The following is a 17,984-nucleotide window of genomic DNA, read 5'->3' as shown; positions in this document are numbered from 1 at the left end:
TCCAAAAACAGATTTATGAGACCCCAAGTTGATGTTGGCATTGCTTTCTACGGCAAACCCTATCAAACCATTGTGACAATCAAGTCGCTCATTCAGCATAGTGGACAATACATCGACAAGATCTATATTTCCCGTGAACGCAAGCAGCCGCACGAAGATTATGTCGGGATTTTCAAGGTAATTGATTACTTCCGGAATGACCCTAATGTGCGCCTCGTTATCCAATATCCCCACCACCATCTGGGCCTGGGTGTGATGGACCTGGAACGTGCAAAAACCGATGCGCGGTGGAGACAAAGCATTATGTACCAGTATGCGCTGGAAACGACCGATAAGAAGTTTATGTGCATCATGCACAACGATATGCTCTTCCACGACGACATGATCGGCGTGATGCTGGAACAAATGATGAACGGGCCTGAGAATCTGATCGGTATGGGTTCGATCGGCCAATGCTGGAGTTGCCCGGCTGGAAGGGATTGGGGGAATAAATGCAATCCGTTTATATTCCAGGAATATGTGCCATCTTACGAGGAGGCGATGGAACTTACCGAGGCTTATGCCACGCCACGCCAGCAGATACAGAAGAACGTGATCAAAGGCGGCCGGGTGCATATTTTGCCGGAATGCCGGTTGAACGAATACTGTGCGATGATCAATGTGGAAAGTTACCAGAAGGAAACGGTTCCGAATGGTAACATTGGCTGCTATGGAGGCAACTGGGGCGGGACTGATACGGCAACGCTGTGGTCACACGATGTTTATCAGAAAGGATACCGTTTCAAGCATATCACTTTGGAAGATTATACAAAGCATGCTCCGTTTGACAGCACAAGCAGCGGCACACAGGCAAACAACAACCGGAACCTGTACCATCAGTCGGAGGAAGGAGCTAAGGAATATATTGAGAAAAATTACGGGCCGATCCGGTTTTCCAGCTATGTATCCCGGGCCAATTTCGTGGATTCCGTAAAAAGAAAAGCATGGCTGTCTATCATCCATACATACGGCTATTTCAAAAACTTAGTTAAAAAATAATGCAGAGCACCTTGAACCGTGGCTTGAAATTGCTGTTCAGATCCGTCATACTAGCCCTGATTGTTCTCAGTGTTGTTGAATTAACCTACCGTGTGATCACGGCCTATTATGCCAAAAATGCATTTACAGCTGCGCTGATAGACAAACATGCTTATGCGAAGTCAATTTCGTCTCCCAAAATAATCCTGGTGGGAGGCTCAAACCTGGCTTTTGGCATCAATTCCGCCATGCTGAGCAAAATGACCGGAATGCCGGTTGTCAATATGGCCCTGCTGGCGCCGCTCGGCATCGACTTTATTTTGTCCGACGCGCTGGGCTACATCAACAAGGGAGACATTGTGATTATGTCGTTTGAATATGATGTTTTTCCCAAAGGGGATGTGGAGTCGCAACTGTCTGTCGTGGATTTTGTGCCGGAGGACAAGCATTTTGTTACTTACAAGGATGGCTTGGCAGAGAAATGGAAAGCGCAGTTTTTGCATCGTTTGCAGGCCCCGTTAAGTATTGAGATCATTCTCCAGAATCCCACGGTCGCAGATCCTTACGCTATTTATTTCCGCAAAGCATTTACCCGGCAGGGCGATATCGTCAGCCATCTCAACAACATTACCCGCACAGTGGATGCGGGCCCGAACACGACGAGCCTCTTCCCGTACGAAGGGCAGGCTGAGACAATGAATGCCTTTACGGAGCGGTTCAGACAGAAAGGGGCCAAGGCATATTTCCTGTATCCCACGATAGCCGAAAGCTTTTATAAAAACTCAGCCGTGGCGGTGGAGAAGCTTAATGATCGTTACAAAAAGCATTTGAAAGCACCCATCTTATCCGAACCCGGGCAGTCGGTATATGCGGACAGCCTGTGTTTTGACACGGTGTATCATTTGAAAGGGAAAGCGAGGGATGAGCATACGGAAAAGGTCGCGGGTGCTTTGCTCCGTCTCGGCAAGTAATTAATTCAAGTCAATTAAAAGATTATAATGCTATTCAATTCTATTGAATTTTTAATTTTTTTTCCTGTCGTAACGATCCTTTATTTCCTGTTGGAACATCGGTATCGCTGGATGTTGCTGCTCGCGGCAAGCTGCTATTTTTACATGGCATTCAGGCCCATCTACATCCTCATCCTGGCCTTTACCATTGTAATAGACTATTATGCAGGCATATTAATAGAGGAATCGACGGCGGAAAAGAAGAAGCGGTATCTAATTTTAAGCATTTTTGCAAACGTTGGTGTACTTGCTGTTTTTAAGTATTATAATTTCTTCGCCGCCGAACTTAACACAACATTCAATACTGACACCCCATTACTGAACATACTGCTGCCCGTAGGCTTGTCTTTTCACACTTTTCAGGCTATGAGTTATACGTTTGAAGTATACCGCGGGAACCAGAAAGCGGAACGACATTTCGGGATTTACTCACTTTATGTGATGTTTTATCCGCAATTGGTAGCAGGGCCTATCGAGCGTCCCCAGAACATTCTGCACCAGTTTTATATCAAGCACAAGTTTGACTATGAGCAGGTAAGAAGCGGATTGCTGCTGATGGCATGGGGGATGTTCAAGAAAGTCGTTATTGCGGATCGTCTGGCTATTTTCGTCAACCAGGTCTTTGATTATCCGACGCAGTATTCCGGCCCTTCGCTGGTGGTGGCAGCTGTCTTCTTTTCATTCCAGATCTTTTGCGATTTTTCGGGCTACTCCGACATTGCCATAGGATCCGCGCAGGTGATGGGCTTTACGCTGATGAAGAATTTTGACCGTCCTTATTCCTCCAAAAGCATCTCGGAATTCTGGCGCAGATGGCACATATCCCTGTCGACCTGGTTCCGTGATTATCTCTATATCCCTTTGGGCGGCAATCGTGTGGGGAGAAACCGGGCTTTACTGAATCTGTTTATCGTTTTCCTCGTAAGCGGGCTCTGGCATGGCGCAAATTGGAATTATATCATCTGGGGCGCGCTGCACGGCTTTTATCTGGTGTTTGCACTGGTTACGCAAAAGCCGAGAACCTACATCCAGTCGCTGGTAGGAATGGACCGGGTTCCCTGGCTTCATAACGGCATCCAGGTCCTGACCACTTTTGTGCTGGTTACATTTGCCTGGATCTTTTTCCGCGCCGACTATTATAATACGGATATAATGTGGAATCTTGTAAAAAGTTTAGGAAAGGGTTGGCCATCGGTTCAGGAGTTTTTCAGCACACAATATTTTATGGAAAACATTTGTCTGGGGCAAAAGCGCAGAACGTTCTTTACAGCCATTGCTCTCATTGTCTTTATGGAAATGGTCCATCATTTTCAGAAGAAGAACAGCCTCAGGCTTTCGCTTTCCTATCAGCCACTGTGGGTGCGGTGGAGCTTCTATTCCATCTTCGTGCTAGCCATTTTATATCTGGGTGTTTTTGATAACACACCTCAATTTATATATTTCCAATTCTAGATCTTAGACCGTGATCCGGGTAAAACAGAAGCAATTCCTCATTTATCTGCTAATGGCTGCTCCGGTCATTGCGTTTGCTGTTTTTATCTTCAAACATGCGATTAATGTGCCTTTCATGGACGACATGGAACTTGTTGATTCCATTAATGTCCTGAAAAACGGAACGGCGGATGTCTTTACCACGCTTGTCAGGCAGCAGAACGACCACCGGTCTACGTTTCCGCGGTTGGGTATAATTCTCAGTTACTTGCTGAGCGGCACGCTGGATTTCAGGCTCACGATCCTGCTGGGTTACTTCAACCTGATGCTTTTGGGTTATGCTTTTTACCTGATTTACAGATCTGCCAATAAGGAGATTACGCTGTTTCTGCCCGTAATGCTGTTGCTGTTTTCGCCCCTGGTGTATTATGTTCACCTTTGGAGCCTAACGGCTTTCCAGCACACGCTTTCGATTGCGTTTTCCATTTTGTGCCTTTATTTTTTGCAGCCGGAGAAGAAATCCTCCTGGCTTTTTGCATTTCCAATCGCCGTTGCAGCCACGCTCACCAATCTCGACGGCATCAGCGTTATGCCGGTTTGTATATTCTGGCTGCTCACACAAAAGCGCTGGAAAGAAAGCTTGATTTTCACAGGCCTGACGGTCGTATATCTCATCATTTATTTTACCGATTTCAAACTTTCTTCTGCCAGCCAGATAGGCTTTACAGTGAACAGCCTGCCACTTATGGCGCACGCTTTCATTGTTGTTACGGGGTCGTTCGCCAGATTTATTTCGGATACATATGGCATATTGTTGTCTACGATCCTGGGTTCCGGCATTCTGCTAACCTTTCTTGTATTCAAATTTTTCCCCCGCTCGGAAGCGGGCTATCGCTTCTCATTCCCTGAGATATGGAAGCTGGACCTGACGGATATCTGCTTTTTGAGAATGCTGGGCAGTATGGGGATGATCATGATCGGCCGCTATGCCGAAGGCGTGGGAACGATGATTGCACCCAGGTTCCAGATTTACGCTGTCAGTGTTCTTATTCTCTTTTATTTGTTTCTGGTAAAAAGCGCACCCTTCCGTAAAGCCGCTTTTTTCAAGATTGCCGCCATAAGCATTGCATTGGTTTTAAGCGTTTACAGTTACAGAAAATACGACAAGGCTGTTAATTTTAACGACGCCGGACTGAAAGCGGATAGTTACAATTATACAAGGAACAAGTTCTTCCTGCACCAGTATTATAACCTGCCCGACCCGGAGCCCTCATTTTATGAAAACTATATCTTTCCTGAATATTTCGGCAAAAAGGTGATCGATACATGGAAAACCACTTCCGGGGCCAAAAGTGATCTGGGCATACAGGTGACCGAATATCCGGATCTGCCGCGATATAAAACTTACCTCTATCGCGTGAAAGCGATCAAAGTTTCCAATGTTGGGAGTGAAGTTCCTGGTAAGGATGTATATCTGGGCCTGACCGAAAATGCAGATCCCAACCGGTTCTACCTGGTGGCGCTAAAAGACGACCGGCCGTCATGGAAGAGTGGAAAAGCAGGGGCAGGGGAATTTAATGTAGAAATTCCTGGCAAAATCAAGCCAGGAACTTATACTGCTACATTGTGCTGGCTGGACGATGATCAGCCCCGGTTCAAGATGATTTCCAAAAATGTTTCGCTTTGAGCTGCTTTAAACATGCGCTAAATAGCTTTATGTTTGTGCAAATCGGGCGCATTGGATGAATGAAAAAATAAGATATTTCCGGAAAACGCTGGACCACATATTGATAGCGATGAGTGTCGTTTGTGCAATGGTGGTTGTTTTTCATTTGGGCTACAACAGAGACCCGAAAATTGAGCAGCTAACCAATCGGATTTTGGAATGGTGCTTCCTATTTTTCACACTGGCGCTGGCTGCCAAGACTTTCACAGCGTTCAAAAGTAAATCTTCAATCATTTCCCGGGTAGGAGAGGCGCTGCTGCTCTTTTATTTTCTCGCGGTGATCATTGCCGATAGTTACCATTTTTCCGGAACGGACGGGACAGAACTTGTGAAACCGGAATGGATGTACGTAGGCATTTTTGCGATACTCATCATTGAAGTTTCCAAGCAGACGCTGTTCTTTGATAAGTTTTATTTCAATCCCACGCTGCTTTTCGTACTGAGCTTCCTGACATTGATCCTGATCGGCACGGCGCTGTTGCTGCTGCCCAAAACCACACACCATCAACAGCTTACATTTGTAGATGCGCTTTTTATTGCGACGAGTGCGGTTTGCATTACCGGACTTTCTGTTGTGGACATTGCCTCGGAGTTCACGCGCTTTGGCCAGACCATCCTGCTCGTGCTCGTACAGATCGGCGGGCTGGGTATCATGACATTTACGGGGTTTTTCGGCTACTTTTTTTCAGGTGGATTTTCCTATAAAAACCAACTGATGTTTACCGAGCTGATCGGTGAGAACAAGGTGAGTTCCGTGATTTCTACTTTATATAAAATCATCCTGGTTACTTTCTTTTTCGAAATTGTCGGCGGTGTGCTCATCTATCTCAGCCTGGAACCGGATGATTTTGAAAGCCGCGCAGAGCAGCTTTATTTTACTGTTTTTCACGCCATAAGCGCCTTTTGTAATGCGGGATTTTCTACTGTTCCGGAGGGCATGAACAATGCGGCGCTCCGGTTTAATTACGAGCTGCATCTTTCGCTCATTCTGCTGTATGTGATGGGAGGATTGGGCTTCGGAATCATTTTCAATTCATATGAATTTATCCGGCGCTGGACCTACAACCTTTATCACCGGGTACGGCATGGGCGTCATTTCATTTACAGGGCGCGCGTCATTGCTTTCAACTCCAAAATCATCGCTTATACCAGCTTTTTTCTCATATTATTCGGCTTTACAGTGGTTTTCATTTTAGAGTATAACCACACGCTTCTGGCGCATGACACTTACTACGGCAAGATTGTGACGGCCTTGTTTATCGGCACCAGCCCGCGGTCAGCAGGATTTAATACAGTTGTAATGAGTCAGTTGGCTTTTCCGACCGTGATGCTCATTTTTCTGTTAATGTGGATTGGTGCTGCGCCTGGTTCTACCGGCGGGGGGATCAAGGTTACCACATTTGCATTGGCGATCCTCAACATTGCGACGTTATCAAGAGGAAAAGGAACGATTGAAGTATTTGGGAGAAAAGTTTTGCAGGAGTCGATCTCTAAGGCGCTGGGAATTATCTCGTTATCGCTGATCTTTCTTGGCATTGCCATCTTTCTATTGTCGGTCACCGATCCCGATAAACATCTCATTTCACTCGCATTTGAAACTTTCTCGGCATACAGCACCACCGGGCTCAGCCTGGGAGTGACGCCGGAACTGAGCAGCGCCGGCCGCCTGGTGATCATCGCAACCATGTTCATCGGCAGGGTAGGCTCGCTGACATTGCTTGTGGCCATTGTCCGGAATGCAAGACCAACAAATTATCAGCTCCCGGGCGAGCAGATGAACTTTTAAACCCGTAAAAAATGAAATACATCATATTTGGATTGGGAAGTTTCGGCAAATCCCTGGCAACCCGCCTGACAGAACTGGGGCACGAGACCATCGGCGTGGACAACAACATGCAAAAGGTGGAACAGCTGAAAGAGCGCATTACGCATACGGTGTGCATGGATTGTACGGATAAGAATGCAGTGAGTTCGCTGCCGCTCAAAGATGCGGATGCGGTAATTGTGGCCATCGGTGAGGACGAAGGCGCGTCGCTGCTAGCGACGGCATTGCTCAAACAACTGGGCGTGAAAAAGATTATCGGCCGGGTCGTGTCAGACCTTCAAAAGACTGTTCTGGAAGCGATGCAGATAGAAGAATACATTCTGCCGGAAGAGGAATCCGCGGAACGGCTCGCGATGCGGCTGGATAATTCGGGAATTGTCGATTCGTTTAAGGTATCTGAAAAATACAGCATCATTGAAACCCGTGTCCCACCGCGTTATGTGGGTAAAACGCTCGCAGAAGCTGATCTCACAAACCGTTACAATGTAATTGTATTAACAGTGCTTACCTTGTCGAAAGGATCTGAAAACGGGCTGGCGAAGATATTCAAAAGGGCTTCGGGCATTGCTACGCCCGGCACCATTATGCATGAGGACGAAGTGCTGGTCCTTTTTGGGGAATTGAAAGACATTGAAAAGCTCATGCACTGACGTCATCTGGAACAACACAAATCTTTTTACTATACCAAAGGTTACTGCTAACCTTTGGTATAGTACTATACTTTCCATAGCATAAGTAGCTAAGTTTGTACTGTCATATCAATCATGGATAGTATCAATTTAACTTTTATGCAATGTCAAAAATAACCTGGAATGTCGACCCGATGCACTCGGAAGTGCAGTTTAAAGTAAAACACCTTGTGATCTCAACCGTAACCGGATCATTCAAATCATTCAACGGCAGAGCTGTTACGGAAGGGGAGCAGTTTGAAAATGCAGCCATTGATTTTACGATCGATGTAGACAGCGTGGACACCGGTCAGCCGGGACGTGACGAACATTTACGAAATACAGACTTTTTCGAAACAGGAACTTATCCGAAGTTTCATTTCCAATCGACAACCTTTACAAAAATCAAAGGAGATTTATATAAACTGACAGGTAACCTGACTATTAAAGGGATTACCAAAGAAGTGGAGCTGGAAGCAGAATATGGCGGAACGGAAAGGGATCCGTGGGGCAACACCAAGGTGGGATTCGAGGTAACAGGAACTATTGACCGGAAGGATTTCAATGTCACTTTTAATTCGCTGACGGAAACCGGTGGTCTGGCCTTGGGTGAGAATATTAAAATTATTGCGAATATTCAACTTGCGAAAGAAGTTGTAAATGAAGCGGTTGCAGCCTGATACATCACGTTAGCGTACCGATCAGCAGAAGTATAAAAATCAGCAGAAGTTTTAAACGCGTGAGTTACTTGCTTCAACGGCTTAAATGTTGGAGCAAGTAACTCGGCGCGAATTTTTTTATTAATGGTCAGCGATTCCCTACTGCATTATCAGAGCAGTGTTATGCTGGAAACTGCTAGTCAATTCTGCCCAGTTCTTTTCTCATGTCATACCACGCCTGAATGTCATTGTCTGCTGCATCAGTGTGATTGGCTTTCAGGTATTCCAGGAAGGTGAATTTTGCATCGTCTGATTGCAAATGCAGGTTATCTTCTACTCCCTCCGCATGAACGAGATATTCATAACCGTCGTTCGTGACTTCTTTTGACGTGTAGAATTTTCCGGATTTTTCAAAGTTGTTTACCGAACTATACAAATCATATACATCTTGATCGCCCCTCAAATCCACACTGGACAGCCAGGTTTCATAATCTGTCGTTTTTGCCATTTCAATTATAAGTTGTTTGCCATTCAAACGATAAAAATTGTACCAATGCTAAAAAGCGTTTGTATGTGCTGTTACTGGCATGGTTTTTAAAACCGCAGCTGATTTTCAAACATAAACCAGATTTTCAGATGAAAGCGATTTTATTATTAGTGACTTGCGTACTGCTAAGCGCCGTGCTGGCATTTTCAGACCGCTTTGAAACAGACTCACCGGACGCGAAGTTCGTGCTGGCGGCCGCTGATGGCGGGATGCTTGAAGTGAAACTAGGTGAACTTGCTGTAAAGAAGGCCACTGCTGCAAAGTGCAAGGATTTTGGCAAATCGATGATTAAAGACCATACGAAGGTTAATAATGAGCTGAAAGCGCTCGCAGGCAAAAAGCAAGTGAGCATTCCAACGCAGCTCAGCACTGCCAAGCAGCAAATGTACGACAGCCTGAATGCGCAATCCGGCGAGCAGTTTGATATGCTTTACATGAATATGATGATTGCTTCTCACGAAGAAACGATCGGCTTGTTTCAATCAGAATCCAATGAAGGAAAAGATCCCGATTTTAAAAAGTGGGCGGATTCCAAAATCCCGGCCCTGAAGCACCATTTAGAAATGGCCAAAGCGCTTTTCCCGCAAAACCAGAAAGAATCATCTGTTAAGTAAAATGATAATCCAAGCAAAAAGCCGCCCGGTCCACAGACCTGACGGCTTTTTGCTTTCAATTATCGGTTTTCGGTTACTGCGCCAACGGCTCGCTGTAAAAGAAATCGTCCATGATCACCAGGTCATTTTCAGCATTGTCGGCCCATTTGTTGCTGATCGCCGCTGAGCCGGTGGTAATGGTCACTCTTGTGATCTTGCTGTCGGGGAAAACGACGCCAAGGAACGAAAATCCGTTGGCATCCTTGCGGATAGGCGCTTTGAATTTGCCCAGACTTTTGTCTCCTTCAAAGAATTCAAGCGTAGTTGAATTGGCCTGGTCTACATCCGATAATACGACGCCGAAACCCTTCACAAACGCGTTGGTAGCTGTGCCCGGAACTTTGAAAGTCACGTCCATTTTATTGCTTCCTACCGCTGCGAATGTGCGGGCAGGACTGAATGAGCTGAACTGCTCGCCATAACTGGAAACCAGGTCGCTAAAATCCTTGTCGCTGATCCGTAATCCTTTGCCCGGAGTAGAGAAAATAGCGCCGCGCTTTCTGCCGGCAGCGACGGCGGGATCTGTGCTATTAAAAAAATCGCCAGGGAAATTGTCTGTATTCGTTTGATTATCAGGCACAGCATCCCAGTTAATCTCCCTGCGTCCCGCGTTCTGGTTTGGTGTGGTGTTCAGTTGGTCTCCGAGTAATGTCCTGAAAGCCGCAATCTGCGAGGTAATGTCCCCGCTGCCTTTCACTTCCGTAAAGTTGAGCGATGGCGAAGGTGTTTCCGGTTCGTCATTGTCGTTGCATGCGGACATGAGTGCGATGCAGGCAAATATGGCTGCATTTCTGATCTTTGTTTTCAATTGATAAGGTTTCATAACTAAAATGGTTGAACTTGTTTTAATTTTCTGTTGACAAAGGTATCGGGCACCCGGACGCTCAACTTGAAAGAAATGCTAAAAACTATTAAAAAGTATAAAAAGGATTGGGAGTATTAGTGCTTGATAATCGACCTTTTAAGCATACCTATGAGCCGATATACCAATGCGTTCCTCATTATGCTTCCCATTGCGGGCTGTATTTTGTGGTATTTACTCAAAGTGTTCCAATTTCAAACAAGCCCTGAGCAGTATCCCGACGGCATGGTAATCCTGCAATTGAGCCGGGGCTGGTTGGAGGGCCGGCCATTGCTGTTTGATACGATCTACGGAAACCATGCGCTGCAGCATAACTATTATCTCATTCCCCTGGCAGGCATTTTTACCAAACCGATGGGCGTTTATGGGCTTTTTATGGCCTATGTATGTCTGGTTGGCTTCTTTTTCTGGAAATATTATCGAAGCCTCCCGGACTTTAATGCGGTGGAAAGCCGTGCCTCCTGGTTCACGGTCCTGGGCTACGTTTTTGGGCCTATGGCGTATTTTATGTATCTGGATTATTTCGGCTGGCATCCCGAGCAATACCTGATTCCGCTGCTCGCTTTGCTTGCATTAAGTCTGGGACAACGGAAGTGGGGGATGAGCCTGGTGTGGCTGTCACTCGCATTTTTGGTCAAAGAGTCTGCTATTGTGCTCATTTGCTGTTTGTTATTGTTTTGCTCGGTGGTGGATCTGGTCCTTCGCAATCCGGGCAAACCGGTTTTGAGCTATCTATTAAACAGGAGAAATGTGACTATCACCGGCATCTCTCTTACATTGTTTGCCCTTGGATTATGGTGGCTTTCGCATTTAAACGGACCGCAAACGAGCCGTCTTGCCCAGGCGTTTGCAAAGGTTCAGTTTAACATGACGTTCGTTTATTATGTTCTGTTTTCGGGCATGGTCGGGTTAATGACTTTTGGTTTGGGGCTGATTCCTTTTGTCCCTTGGCTTCGTACATTTTCGCGTAAGCGTCTCATTATCGGGTTGTTGGCAGGTTGCTATTTGGTTTTGTTTGTGATGTTTGCTGTGGAGTCGCTATATTACTTTCCAACCATTTATCCGGGGATCTCTTACCCGCCAAGGATAAGCGGTCTGTGGGCCTTCATGTTTGGCGCTTTCCTGTTTTTGAGTCACCGGTTCACGCTGTCAGGCATGTTAAGAGGTCAAAATGCAATGTCCTGGACGCTGGCGGGCTGCGTGTTGCAGTTTGTTATGGCGCCGTTTTTGGTTGCGCATCATTTCACATTCGAATCCAGGCCTGCCCGGTTAAGTGCCAATGTATCTTACATGATGAAAACACGCCTCGGACTGGATCCCTACCCGGATGGCATTGCCAATGAACTCCATGATCTGGCCGGAAAGCTGCCGCCCGGCTCGGAGGTGATTGTTCCGTTTCAGCACATACGCTATTTCGAAAATGCTTATCCAAGCTTCTGGGATTACGGCGGAAAATACCCGCTCCATGTGCTTGGCAAACCCCTTCTTTATGTCTACGAAAGGGATTTGGTCAAAAGCGGCTTTTACCGCACATTCCCTGGCAGTGATTACCGAATTATTCCCAATGAGCATCTTTTGATTCTGGCCGATCCCGGCTGGTATAAACTGCACTTCAAATGACAGGGGAGACAAGAGAAAAATGGATCAGGAAAAACGCGTATTACCATCGGACTTTGGTAAAGCATTTACAATTCATTGTGCCGGAAGGATCCTCCGTGCTGGAAATTGGTTGCGGCACAGGCTATCTGCTGGAACAACTGCGGCCGGCAAGGGGCGTCGGCATTGACATCTCGGGCGAAATGATCCGTTTTGCCAGAATCCATCGCCCGGGCAACACCTATCTGGAAATGGGTGCGGAACATTTATCGTTGGACGAAACCTTCGATTACGTGATCATCAGTGATACAATAGGAAGTTTCAGGGACGTTCAGATGGTGTTTGAAGCAGTTCACAAAGTATTCACTCCGCAAACCCGCCTGGTGATCACCTCCACCAATTTCATATGGAGGCCATTGCTGAACCTTGCAGAAAAGCTTGGTCTGAAAATGCCCCAGAAACGTCAGAACTGGCTAGATATCAGTGACATTATCTCGCTCCTCAATCTCTCGGATTTCGATCTGATCAGCCACGACAAGAAGATGATCTTTCCCAAATACATTCCCTTTCTATCCGATTTCCTGAACCGGTATGTAGCAAATCTGCCCATCATTAATGCCCTGGGACTGATTACTTGCCTGGTGGCCAGGAGCAAGCGCGTGCCCGTAAAGCCTGCCGGGGAGATGAGCGTAAGCGTTATTATTCCTGCCCGCAACGAAAAAGGCAACATTGAAGCCCTCATGCAGCGCACACCCGAGATGGGGCGTCATACAGAACTGATTTTTATAGAAGGCAATTCCACGGACCAAACCTGGCCTGAAATCGAGCGGTTGGGCGCTCATTATAGCGGATTCAGGGACATTAAATGGGCGCAGCAAACGGGCAAAGGCAAGGGAGACGCAGTCAGGAAGGGTTATAGCGTGGCGAGCGGGGATATTCTGATGATCCTGGATGCCGATATGACCGTGGCGCCCGAGGAACTTCCCAAGTTTTTCAATGCCATTGCATCGGGGAAAGGGGAATATATCAATGGTTCACGGCTGGTGTATCCTATGGAAAAGGAGGCAATGCGTTTCCTGAACCTCCTGGGTAACAAGTTTTTCAGCCTTGCATTTTCATGGCTTTTGGGCCAGAACTTGAAGGATACATTGTGTGGTACCAAAGTGATTTCAAGGGAAAATTATTTGAAACTAGCCGCTAACAGGGCTTATTTCGGGGATTTTGATCCGTTCGGCGATTTCGACCTGATTTTCGGTGCTGCCAAGTTAAACCTAAAATTTGTCGAGATCCCGATCCGTTACCGCGCCCGCACATATGGTGAGACGAATATCTCCCGCTTCAAGCATGGCTGGCTTTTGCTGCGCATGACTGCATTTGCCGTGAAAAAAATCAAATTCACCTGAACGGCAGCATTATTTCACATCCGCATCCGGAAAGCAGTCGGCGTAGCGCCGGTGTATTTTCGGAACTGTTTACAAAGATGGCTTTCGTCCGTATAGCTGAACTCGTCAGCAATTTCACTCAGGGTAAGCTGGCTGTACAGCAGGCGCGCTTCTATGAGTTTGATCCTGTGCTTGATAATGTATTGTTTTAAAGATTCGCCGGTTTGCTTCTTGAAAAAGAGGCTGATATAGGCAGGTGCATAATGGAAAGTTTCGGCCAGATGTTCAATAGTGAGTTCTTCGGGACGGTAAATGTGCTGCCGGATATACATTAAAATCGCTTCTATCGAATCCTTCGTAACGGGCTTTCCGGGCGTCTGACTGAACAGGTTGCGTGCCAGGATAACGAGCATGCTGCGCATGAGACTATCGCGGATGATCTCAAAATACTGCGACTGGTCATTGGCTGATTCTGTTTCCAGGACCGCCAGTAAATGGTGCAGCTTCTGTTTCTCCTGCTTATCCGTAACAATTGATCCGCGGCTTTGCGATGAGGTGTTCAGCAAATTCCGGATCACCGGCTGCCAGGGGCGCTCCTTATCGCCAGGCAGCTGCTTCTGAATAGATTCATTGAAACGGACAAAGCTGAATTCCGTCGGTTCCTGAATATCGAAATGATGAAAATCCTCCGGGCCAAGCAGAAAAACATCTCCTTCGGCATATTGGAACGCATTGCCATTGATATGGTGAACACCATTTCCTTTCAATATAAAAATAATTTCAAAATACGTATGCTTATGTACCGAGTGCGTCCAGGTTTCGGCCTCGAAATGATAAATGCTGAATGGTGAATGAAGGACGTAGCGTTTCATGGGGTTTTAAGAATACCATAAACATACCAATTAACAATGGATTTTTACAATAGGATCGGCGGGGTCGTTTTTAAATTTGTGTCTATAAAACCAATCAACCGCTCAGACGACATCAAATTATGAGACCTTTACTACTCACATTAACAGCGATAATCGCGATATGCACTCTGTTTTCCATGCGTAATGCAGACGAGTGGACCCCGATGCTCGATAAAGACCTTTCTCAGTGGGAAAATTATCTGAGCTACAATCACAAGCCCGGTTATAATGGAAAAGTACCAACTGATGCGAGCGGAAAACCCATTGCGCCCATTGGCTATAACAAAGATAACGGGAGGGTTTTCTCAGTAGATAATACGTCCGGATCCCCGGTATTACACGTAAGCGGCGAGACTTACGGCTGTTTGTTTACCAAAAAATCCTACAAAAATTATCATCTCAAACTGCAAATGAAGTGGGGCGAGAAAAAATATGAGCCGCGAAAAGACAAGCTCCGCGACTCGGGTATTTTATATCATTCCAATGGCGAAGCAGGTGCTGAATACTGGCGCTCATGGATGCTTTCCCAGGAATTCCAGATTATGGAAGGGCATATGGGAGATTTTTGGTGCCAGGCCAATTCGGCCATCGATATTCGATCTTTTCCCTCGGAAGGCGTAATGAACCGGGTTGCGGATCATAAACAACCCTTTGGTACATTCAAAACAGGAAGCGATTACTATTGCATGCGCTCTGAAAACCACGAAAGTCCCGCTGGCGAATGGACGACGCTTGAACTGATTTGCTTTGAAGGAAAAAGTTTGCATATCGTTAACGGCCACGTGGTTATGGTGCTCAATAATTCGCGTTACATTACACCGGACGGTAAGAATGTGCCGATGACCAGCGGGAAAATCCAGCTGCAAAGTGAGGCCGCAGAAGTATTCTATCGCGACATCCTGATCAAAGAACTTACGGCAATGCCCAAAGATTACGCAAGCTTATTTTAACACCATATAAAGCAAATAGACCCCGCAAGAATATAGCGGAGTCTATTCGACTAATTTCAGCCAGAACAACATTTATTTAGCCCGGCCTATGGTTGGGTTTTTCTTTGGTTTTACCAAATACCAAACTGCCAGAACCACCGGAATGCCCAGAGTAAGCCAGGAAAGCAAATCGTACAAACCGTCTCCGGTAAGCGCCGATAAAAGTCCTATTGCAGATAAAATTCCGATAATGATGGGAAGTCCCCAGACTTTCCAGAAAACACTTTTTACCATAATCCGGTACGTTTGAAGTTAAACATTTTCACTATGCGCCTGAACTGTCAGGATTTCAGTATCATTTTTGTCCAGCCTTTTGATGTGCGCTTTAGTGGCTATATTTCGTGCAAACCATAAGTACAAGCCGCTGCCCAGGATCACAATGGTGGCGATATCAAACAACGCCCAGATGATTTTAAGCGGCAGTCCGCCATAATCCCCAAAATGCAGTGGCTGGGAAATGAACAGGGCATTTACAAACCATGGCATATCGCGCAGGTCCGTCAGCACTCCCTTTTTAGCATCGATCAGTGCTGGCTTAATAATGCGCTTCGTCAATGGTGTATTTCCTTTCACAAAAACTGCATAATGGTGTTTGCTTGAAAACGGAGTTCCGGGATAAGCGATCAGGGACGGTTCCATGCCGGGGGCTGCCTGTTTGGTTAATGTAACAGCCTGATCAACAGAACTTAATTTTCCTGACAAGGGTGATGCATTGATGTAAGGCGCCGTCATTTCTGCAAGCTGACCCTGCTGCCAAAGGCCCAGGACGATTTCCGAGGCAGTGTTAATAACACCCGTAAAGCCTACAACAACTCCCCATACGATGGTCACAACGCCGAGTAAGTTATGCAGGTCAAGCCATTTGAGCCGGGTAGAGCGCGCCGTCCGGATCATACCGAAATCAAACCGTTTCATGATCGGGCCGTATAGCATGATGCCGGAGACAATGGCTGCTATAAATAACAACCCCATTACGCCGAGGAATAATTTGCCGCCGATTCCCATAAACATATCCACGTGCAGCTGGAACATGATATACATGAAACCTTCCTGGTAATTGGGTGTTTCCAAAACCTCAGCCGTATGGTCATCCACGATCACCGTTGTGTAATTATCTGGCGCCGCGTTGATGGAATCCGAAAGACTGAATGCCGTGGTGTTTGGCTCATGTTCATCCCAGTAGACGTAACGGATCACCTTTTTCGGATAAGTGGCCAATGCCGTTTCTACCAGTTTGTCCAGGCTGGCCTTGGGCGTTCCTGCGGGCACTTGTTTCGCCATGTGCGGCTTGCCTTCCAGCTCTTCGATTTCTTCATGGAAGATCAGCGGAAGACCGGTAAGGCAAAGCATAAGCAAAAATGCCGTGCATATCAGGCTCGTCCATTTGTGGATCTGGAACCAGGTCTGGATTTTTTTGACAGAGCTCATATTGTTGAATGCTGTTTTGGTTGATTAATTATTCACTCAGTTTTGCAAATCCTTGAATGGATCCGTCATGAGCAACTTTGAACACAGAGGTTGCTTTGTTGCCGTCTACAACATAATATCCATCCTCATTCACGGTGGTTACGGTGGTGGTGCCGCTGGTTGTTACCGTGCCGTTCCGGACCCACAGGTAAACTTTGCCATCAATTTCAGTGATGGCCTGTTCATTGGCATATGCATAATCATGCAGCGGCATTCCTTCAATTTTGGTAATCTGTTTTGAAGTCATATCGTAAGTATAGTATTCAAAAATACTTGCGGTAAGATTGGAATAGTCTGTTTTAAGCGGCACCGTAGCCATTTCAAAATATAATTTTCCACCTTTTACCAATGCTGTTGCAATGGAGTTTCCCGCTTTCAGCGCTTTTGTAGAAAATACCCAGGTCTTGTCGAAATCGGTTTCGCCCTTTTTGATACGGATGATGGACGGATTCGAAAATGCTGAATTTCCCAGTCCTGTGCTGTAAAGATATAAAGCACCATCATCTCCGATTGACCACATTTTGTTTCCTGATGATCCCCAGCCAATGCTCTTCAAACCATCATATTTGATCGTTTTCTCATATTTATCTGTCGCCAGATCGACCACTGCAAATTCGACTGCATTGAAAACGTCATCGCCATAACCGCCATCCTTTTTGGTGCCGTACGTGATCCCAACGAATAATTTCCCTTCTTTCGCAGCGATAGTATGCTGGCCTACTGCCTGATATTCAACGCCATCTTTCTTCACAACAGACAGATCCACTTCACCCGTCCGCAACATCGTGGTGGGATTGAACTTCTGTAATTTCAACGTTCCGCGCGTCACGTCCAGATAATAGCCGGAAGTCTCGTTTACAACCAGATATTGGGAGGAACGTGCGATAAAGCCTTCATCTTTCAGGCTGCCGTCTGGGTTAACCGTATATTTTTGCAAACCCTCATCGCCGGCGGCATTAGACCGGTTGAAAAGCCAGTTTTTGAAAGTGCGGAAGCCAAAGGCATTTACAACCTGCAATGTTTTAGGGTTGTTGTTTTGAATACTTCCCGACGGAAATCCGCTAAGCGGCGTGATGAAACCTGCATCGAAACGCGATGTGGTGGTCATTAATATGAACTTGTCTTTTTCCTCCGGCGCCGGCCCGTCAATGTCGTCATCGGACGAGCATCCGATGAATGTGGAGGCAGCGAAAAAGTAGAACAGATACTTGAATAAAGGGGTTTTCATAACATTGGATTTA

17 protein-coding genes are annotated in these 17,984 nt (G+C 46.3%); 11 read left to right on the top strand and 6 right to left on the bottom strand.

Annotated features, from left to right (window positions below; all coding sequences use genetic code 11):
• Window positions 1–15 precede the first annotated feature (15 nt).
• The 7 genes from L0660_RS07805 to L0660_RS07775 all read left to right on the top strand — a co-directional run bounded on the left by L0660_RS07805 (window position 16) and on the right by L0660_RS07775 (window position 8,357).
• Complete coding sequence (locus L0660_RS07805; protein ID WP_235158973.1) at window positions 16–1,038, top strand: hypothetical protein; 1,023 nt, start codon at window positions 16–18, stop codon at window positions 1,036–1,038.
• Window positions 1,038–1,988, top strand: a complete 951-nt coding sequence (locus tag L0660_RS07800; protein WP_235158972.1) for a hypothetical protein — start codon at window positions 1,038–1,040, stop codon at window positions 1,986–1,988. Before L0660_RS07805 ends, L0660_RS07800 begins: the two co-directional genes overlap by 1 nt.
• A gap of 27 nt (window positions 1,989–2,015) precedes the next feature.
• A complete protein-coding gene (locus tag L0660_RS07795; RefSeq protein ID WP_233798638.1) occupies window positions 2,016–3,479 on the top strand; it encodes an MBOAT family protein in 1,464 nt (487 codons plus the stop codon).
• A gap of 10 nt (window positions 3,480–3,489) precedes the next feature.
• Window positions 3,490–5,145: a hypothetical protein gene (locus L0660_RS07790; RefSeq protein WP_235158971.1), complete on the top strand. Its 1,656-nt coding sequence runs from the start codon at window positions 3,490–3,492 to the stop codon at window positions 5,143–5,145.
• Window positions 5,146–5,200: 55 nt separating this feature from the next.
• Entirely contained in the window at window positions 5,201–6,970 is a 1,770-nt protein-coding gene (locus tag L0660_RS07785) for a TrkH family potassium uptake protein (RefSeq protein WP_235158970.1), read from the top strand.
• An 11-nt stretch (window positions 6,971–6,981) separates the two neighbouring features.
• Complete coding sequence (locus tag L0660_RS07780; protein ID WP_233798635.1) at window positions 6,982–7,659, top strand: TrkA family potassium uptake protein; 678 nt, start codon at window positions 6,982–6,984, stop codon at window positions 7,657–7,659.
• A 143-nt stretch (window positions 7,660–7,802) separates the two neighbouring features.
• Window positions 7,803–8,357 carry a YceI family protein gene (locus L0660_RS07775; RefSeq protein ID WP_235158969.1) on the top strand — a complete coding sequence of 185 codons (555 nt, stop codon included), beginning with the start codon at window positions 7,803–7,805 and terminating at the stop codon, window positions 8,355–8,357.
• Window positions 8,358–8,532: 175 nt separating this feature from the next.
• On the opposite strand, the gene L0660_RS07770 is transcribed toward L0660_RS07775, so the two are convergent.
• Window positions 8,533–8,844, bottom strand: coding sequence for a hypothetical protein (locus L0660_RS07770; protein WP_233798633.1), 312 nt, complete (start codon window positions 8,842–8,844; stop codon window positions 8,533–8,535).
• Window positions 8,845–8,972: 128 nt separating this feature from the next.
• On the opposite strand from L0660_RS07770, the gene L0660_RS07765 reads away from it, so the two are divergent.
• On the top strand, window positions 8,973–9,497 hold the full coding sequence (locus tag L0660_RS07765; RefSeq protein ID WP_235158968.1) for a DUF4142 domain-containing protein: 525 nt from the start codon (window positions 8,973–8,975) through the stop codon (window positions 9,495–9,497).
• Window positions 9,498–9,570: 73 nt separating this feature from the next.
• Here L0660_RS07765 and L0660_RS07760 read toward each other — a convergent pair whose 3' ends face one another.
• Window positions 9,571–10,359: a hypothetical protein gene (locus L0660_RS07760; protein WP_235158967.1), complete on the bottom strand. Its 789-nt coding sequence runs from the start codon at window positions 10,357–10,359 to the stop codon at window positions 9,571–9,573.
• Between the two features lie 150 nt (window positions 10,360–10,509).
• Here L0660_RS07760 and L0660_RS07755 point away from each other — a divergent pair, with 150 nt between their 5' ends.
• Complete coding sequence (locus L0660_RS07755) at window positions 10,510–12,018, top strand: hypothetical protein (protein WP_235158966.1); 1,509 nt, start codon at window positions 10,510–10,512, stop codon at window positions 12,016–12,018.
• Window positions 12,015–13,397, top strand: a complete 1,383-nt coding sequence (locus L0660_RS07750; protein WP_235158965.1) for a bifunctional class I SAM-dependent methyltransferase/glycosyltransferase family 2 protein — start codon at window positions 12,015–12,017, stop codon at window positions 13,395–13,397. The genes L0660_RS07755 and L0660_RS07750 overlap by 4 nt, the downstream gene beginning before the upstream one ends.
• Before the next feature lie 14 nt (window positions 13,398–13,411).
• Here the strand turns inward: L0660_RS07750 and L0660_RS07745 are convergent, their stop codons facing one another.
• Complete coding sequence (locus tag L0660_RS07745) at window positions 13,412–14,248, bottom strand: AraC family transcriptional regulator (RefSeq protein WP_233798628.1); 837 nt, start codon at window positions 14,246–14,248, stop codon at window positions 13,412–13,414.
• 119 nt (window positions 14,249–14,367) lie between these two features.
• Here L0660_RS07745 and L0660_RS07740 point away from each other — a divergent pair, with 119 nt between their 5' ends.
• Window positions 14,368–15,237, top strand: coding sequence for a DUF1080 domain-containing protein (locus L0660_RS07740; RefSeq protein ID WP_233798627.1), 870 nt, complete (start codon window positions 14,368–14,370; stop codon window positions 15,235–15,237).
• 72 nt (window positions 15,238–15,309) lie between these two features.
• Here L0660_RS07740 and L0660_RS07735 read toward each other — a convergent pair whose 3' ends face one another.
• Genes L0660_RS07735 through L0660_RS07725 form a run of 3 tightly spaced genes read right to left on the bottom strand, consistent with a single transcriptional unit; the run spans window position 15,310 to window position 17,971 of the window.
• A complete protein-coding gene (locus tag L0660_RS07735; protein ID WP_233798626.1) occupies window positions 15,310–15,510 on the bottom strand; it encodes a hypothetical protein in 201 nt (66 codons plus the stop codon).
• Window positions 15,511–15,528: 18 nt separating this feature from the next.
• Window positions 15,529–16,704 (bottom strand): PepSY domain-containing protein, encoded by a 1,176-nt coding sequence (locus L0660_RS07730; protein ID WP_233798625.1) that lies wholly within the window; start codon window positions 16,702–16,704, stop codon window positions 15,529–15,531.
• A gap of 28 nt (window positions 16,705–16,732) precedes the next feature.
• On the bottom strand, window positions 16,733–17,971 hold the full coding sequence (locus L0660_RS07725; RefSeq protein ID WP_235158964.1) for a hypothetical protein: 1,239 nt from the start codon (window positions 17,969–17,971) through the stop codon (window positions 16,733–16,735).
• Between the last annotated feature and the right edge of the window lie 13 nt (window positions 17,972–17,984).

The organism is Dyadobacter sp. CY351, from assembly GCF_021502625.1.
GTDB lineage: Bacteria > Bacteroidota > Bacteroidia > Cytophagales > Spirosomataceae > Dyadobacter > Dyadobacter chenhuakuii.
The sequence above is the reverse complement of the archived record's forward strand: the minus strand, read 5'-3'. Positions and strand labels throughout refer to the sequence as shown.

Coding starts and splice junctions, on each gene's coding strand:
- L0660_RS07805 (WP_235158973.1), top strand. CDS start 16: ATGAGACCCCAAGTTGATGTTGGCATTGCTTTCTACGGCAAACCCTAT.
- L0660_RS07785 (WP_235158970.1), top strand. CDS start 5,201: ATGAATGAAAAAATAAGATATTTCCGGAAAACGCTGGACCACATATTG.
- L0660_RS07765 (WP_235158968.1), top strand. CDS start 8,973: ATGAAAGCGATTTTATTATTAGTGACTTGCGTACTGCTAAGCGCCGTG.
- L0660_RS07755 (WP_235158966.1), top strand. CDS start 10,510: ATGAGCCGATATACCAATGCGTTCCTCATTATGCTTCCCATTGCGGGC.
- L0660_RS07770 (WP_233798633.1), bottom strand. CDS start 8,844: ATGGCAAAAACGACAGATTATGAAACCTGGCTGTCCAGTGTGGATTTG.
- L0660_RS07750 (WP_235158965.1), top strand. CDS start 12,015: ATGACAGGGGAGACAAGAGAAAAATGGATCAGGAAAAACGCGTATTAC.
- L0660_RS07725 (WP_235158964.1), bottom strand. CDS start 17,971: ATGAAAACCCCTTTATTCAAGTATCTGTTCTACTTTTTCGCTGCCTCC.
- L0660_RS07735 (WP_233798626.1), bottom strand. CDS start 15,510: ATGGTAAAAAGTGTTTTCTGGAAAGTCTGGGGACTTCCCATCATTATC.
- L0660_RS07760 (WP_235158967.1), bottom strand. CDS start 10,359: ATGAAACCTTATCAATTGAAAACAAAGATCAGAAATGCAGCCATATTT.
- L0660_RS07745 (WP_233798628.1), bottom strand. CDS start 14,248: ATGAAACGCTACGTCCTTCATTCACCATTCAGCATTTATCATTTCGAG.
- L0660_RS07730 (WP_233798625.1), bottom strand. CDS start 16,704: ATGAGCTCTGTCAAAAAAATCCAGACCTGGTTCCAGATCCACAAATGG.
- L0660_RS07800 (WP_235158972.1), top strand. CDS start 1,038: ATGCAGAGCACCTTGAACCGTGGCTTGAAATTGCTGTTCAGATCCGTC.
- L0660_RS07780 (WP_233798635.1), top strand. CDS start 6,982: ATGAAATACATCATATTTGGATTGGGAAGTTTCGGCAAATCCCTGGCA.
- L0660_RS07775 (WP_235158969.1), top strand. CDS start 7,803: ATGTCAAAAATAACCTGGAATGTCGACCCGATGCACTCGGAAGTGCAG.
- L0660_RS07740 (WP_233798627.1), top strand. CDS start 14,368: ATGAGACCTTTACTACTCACATTAACAGCGATAATCGCGATATGCACT.
- L0660_RS07795 (WP_233798638.1), top strand. CDS start 2,016: ATGCTATTCAATTCTATTGAATTTTTAATTTTTTTTCCTGTCGTAACG.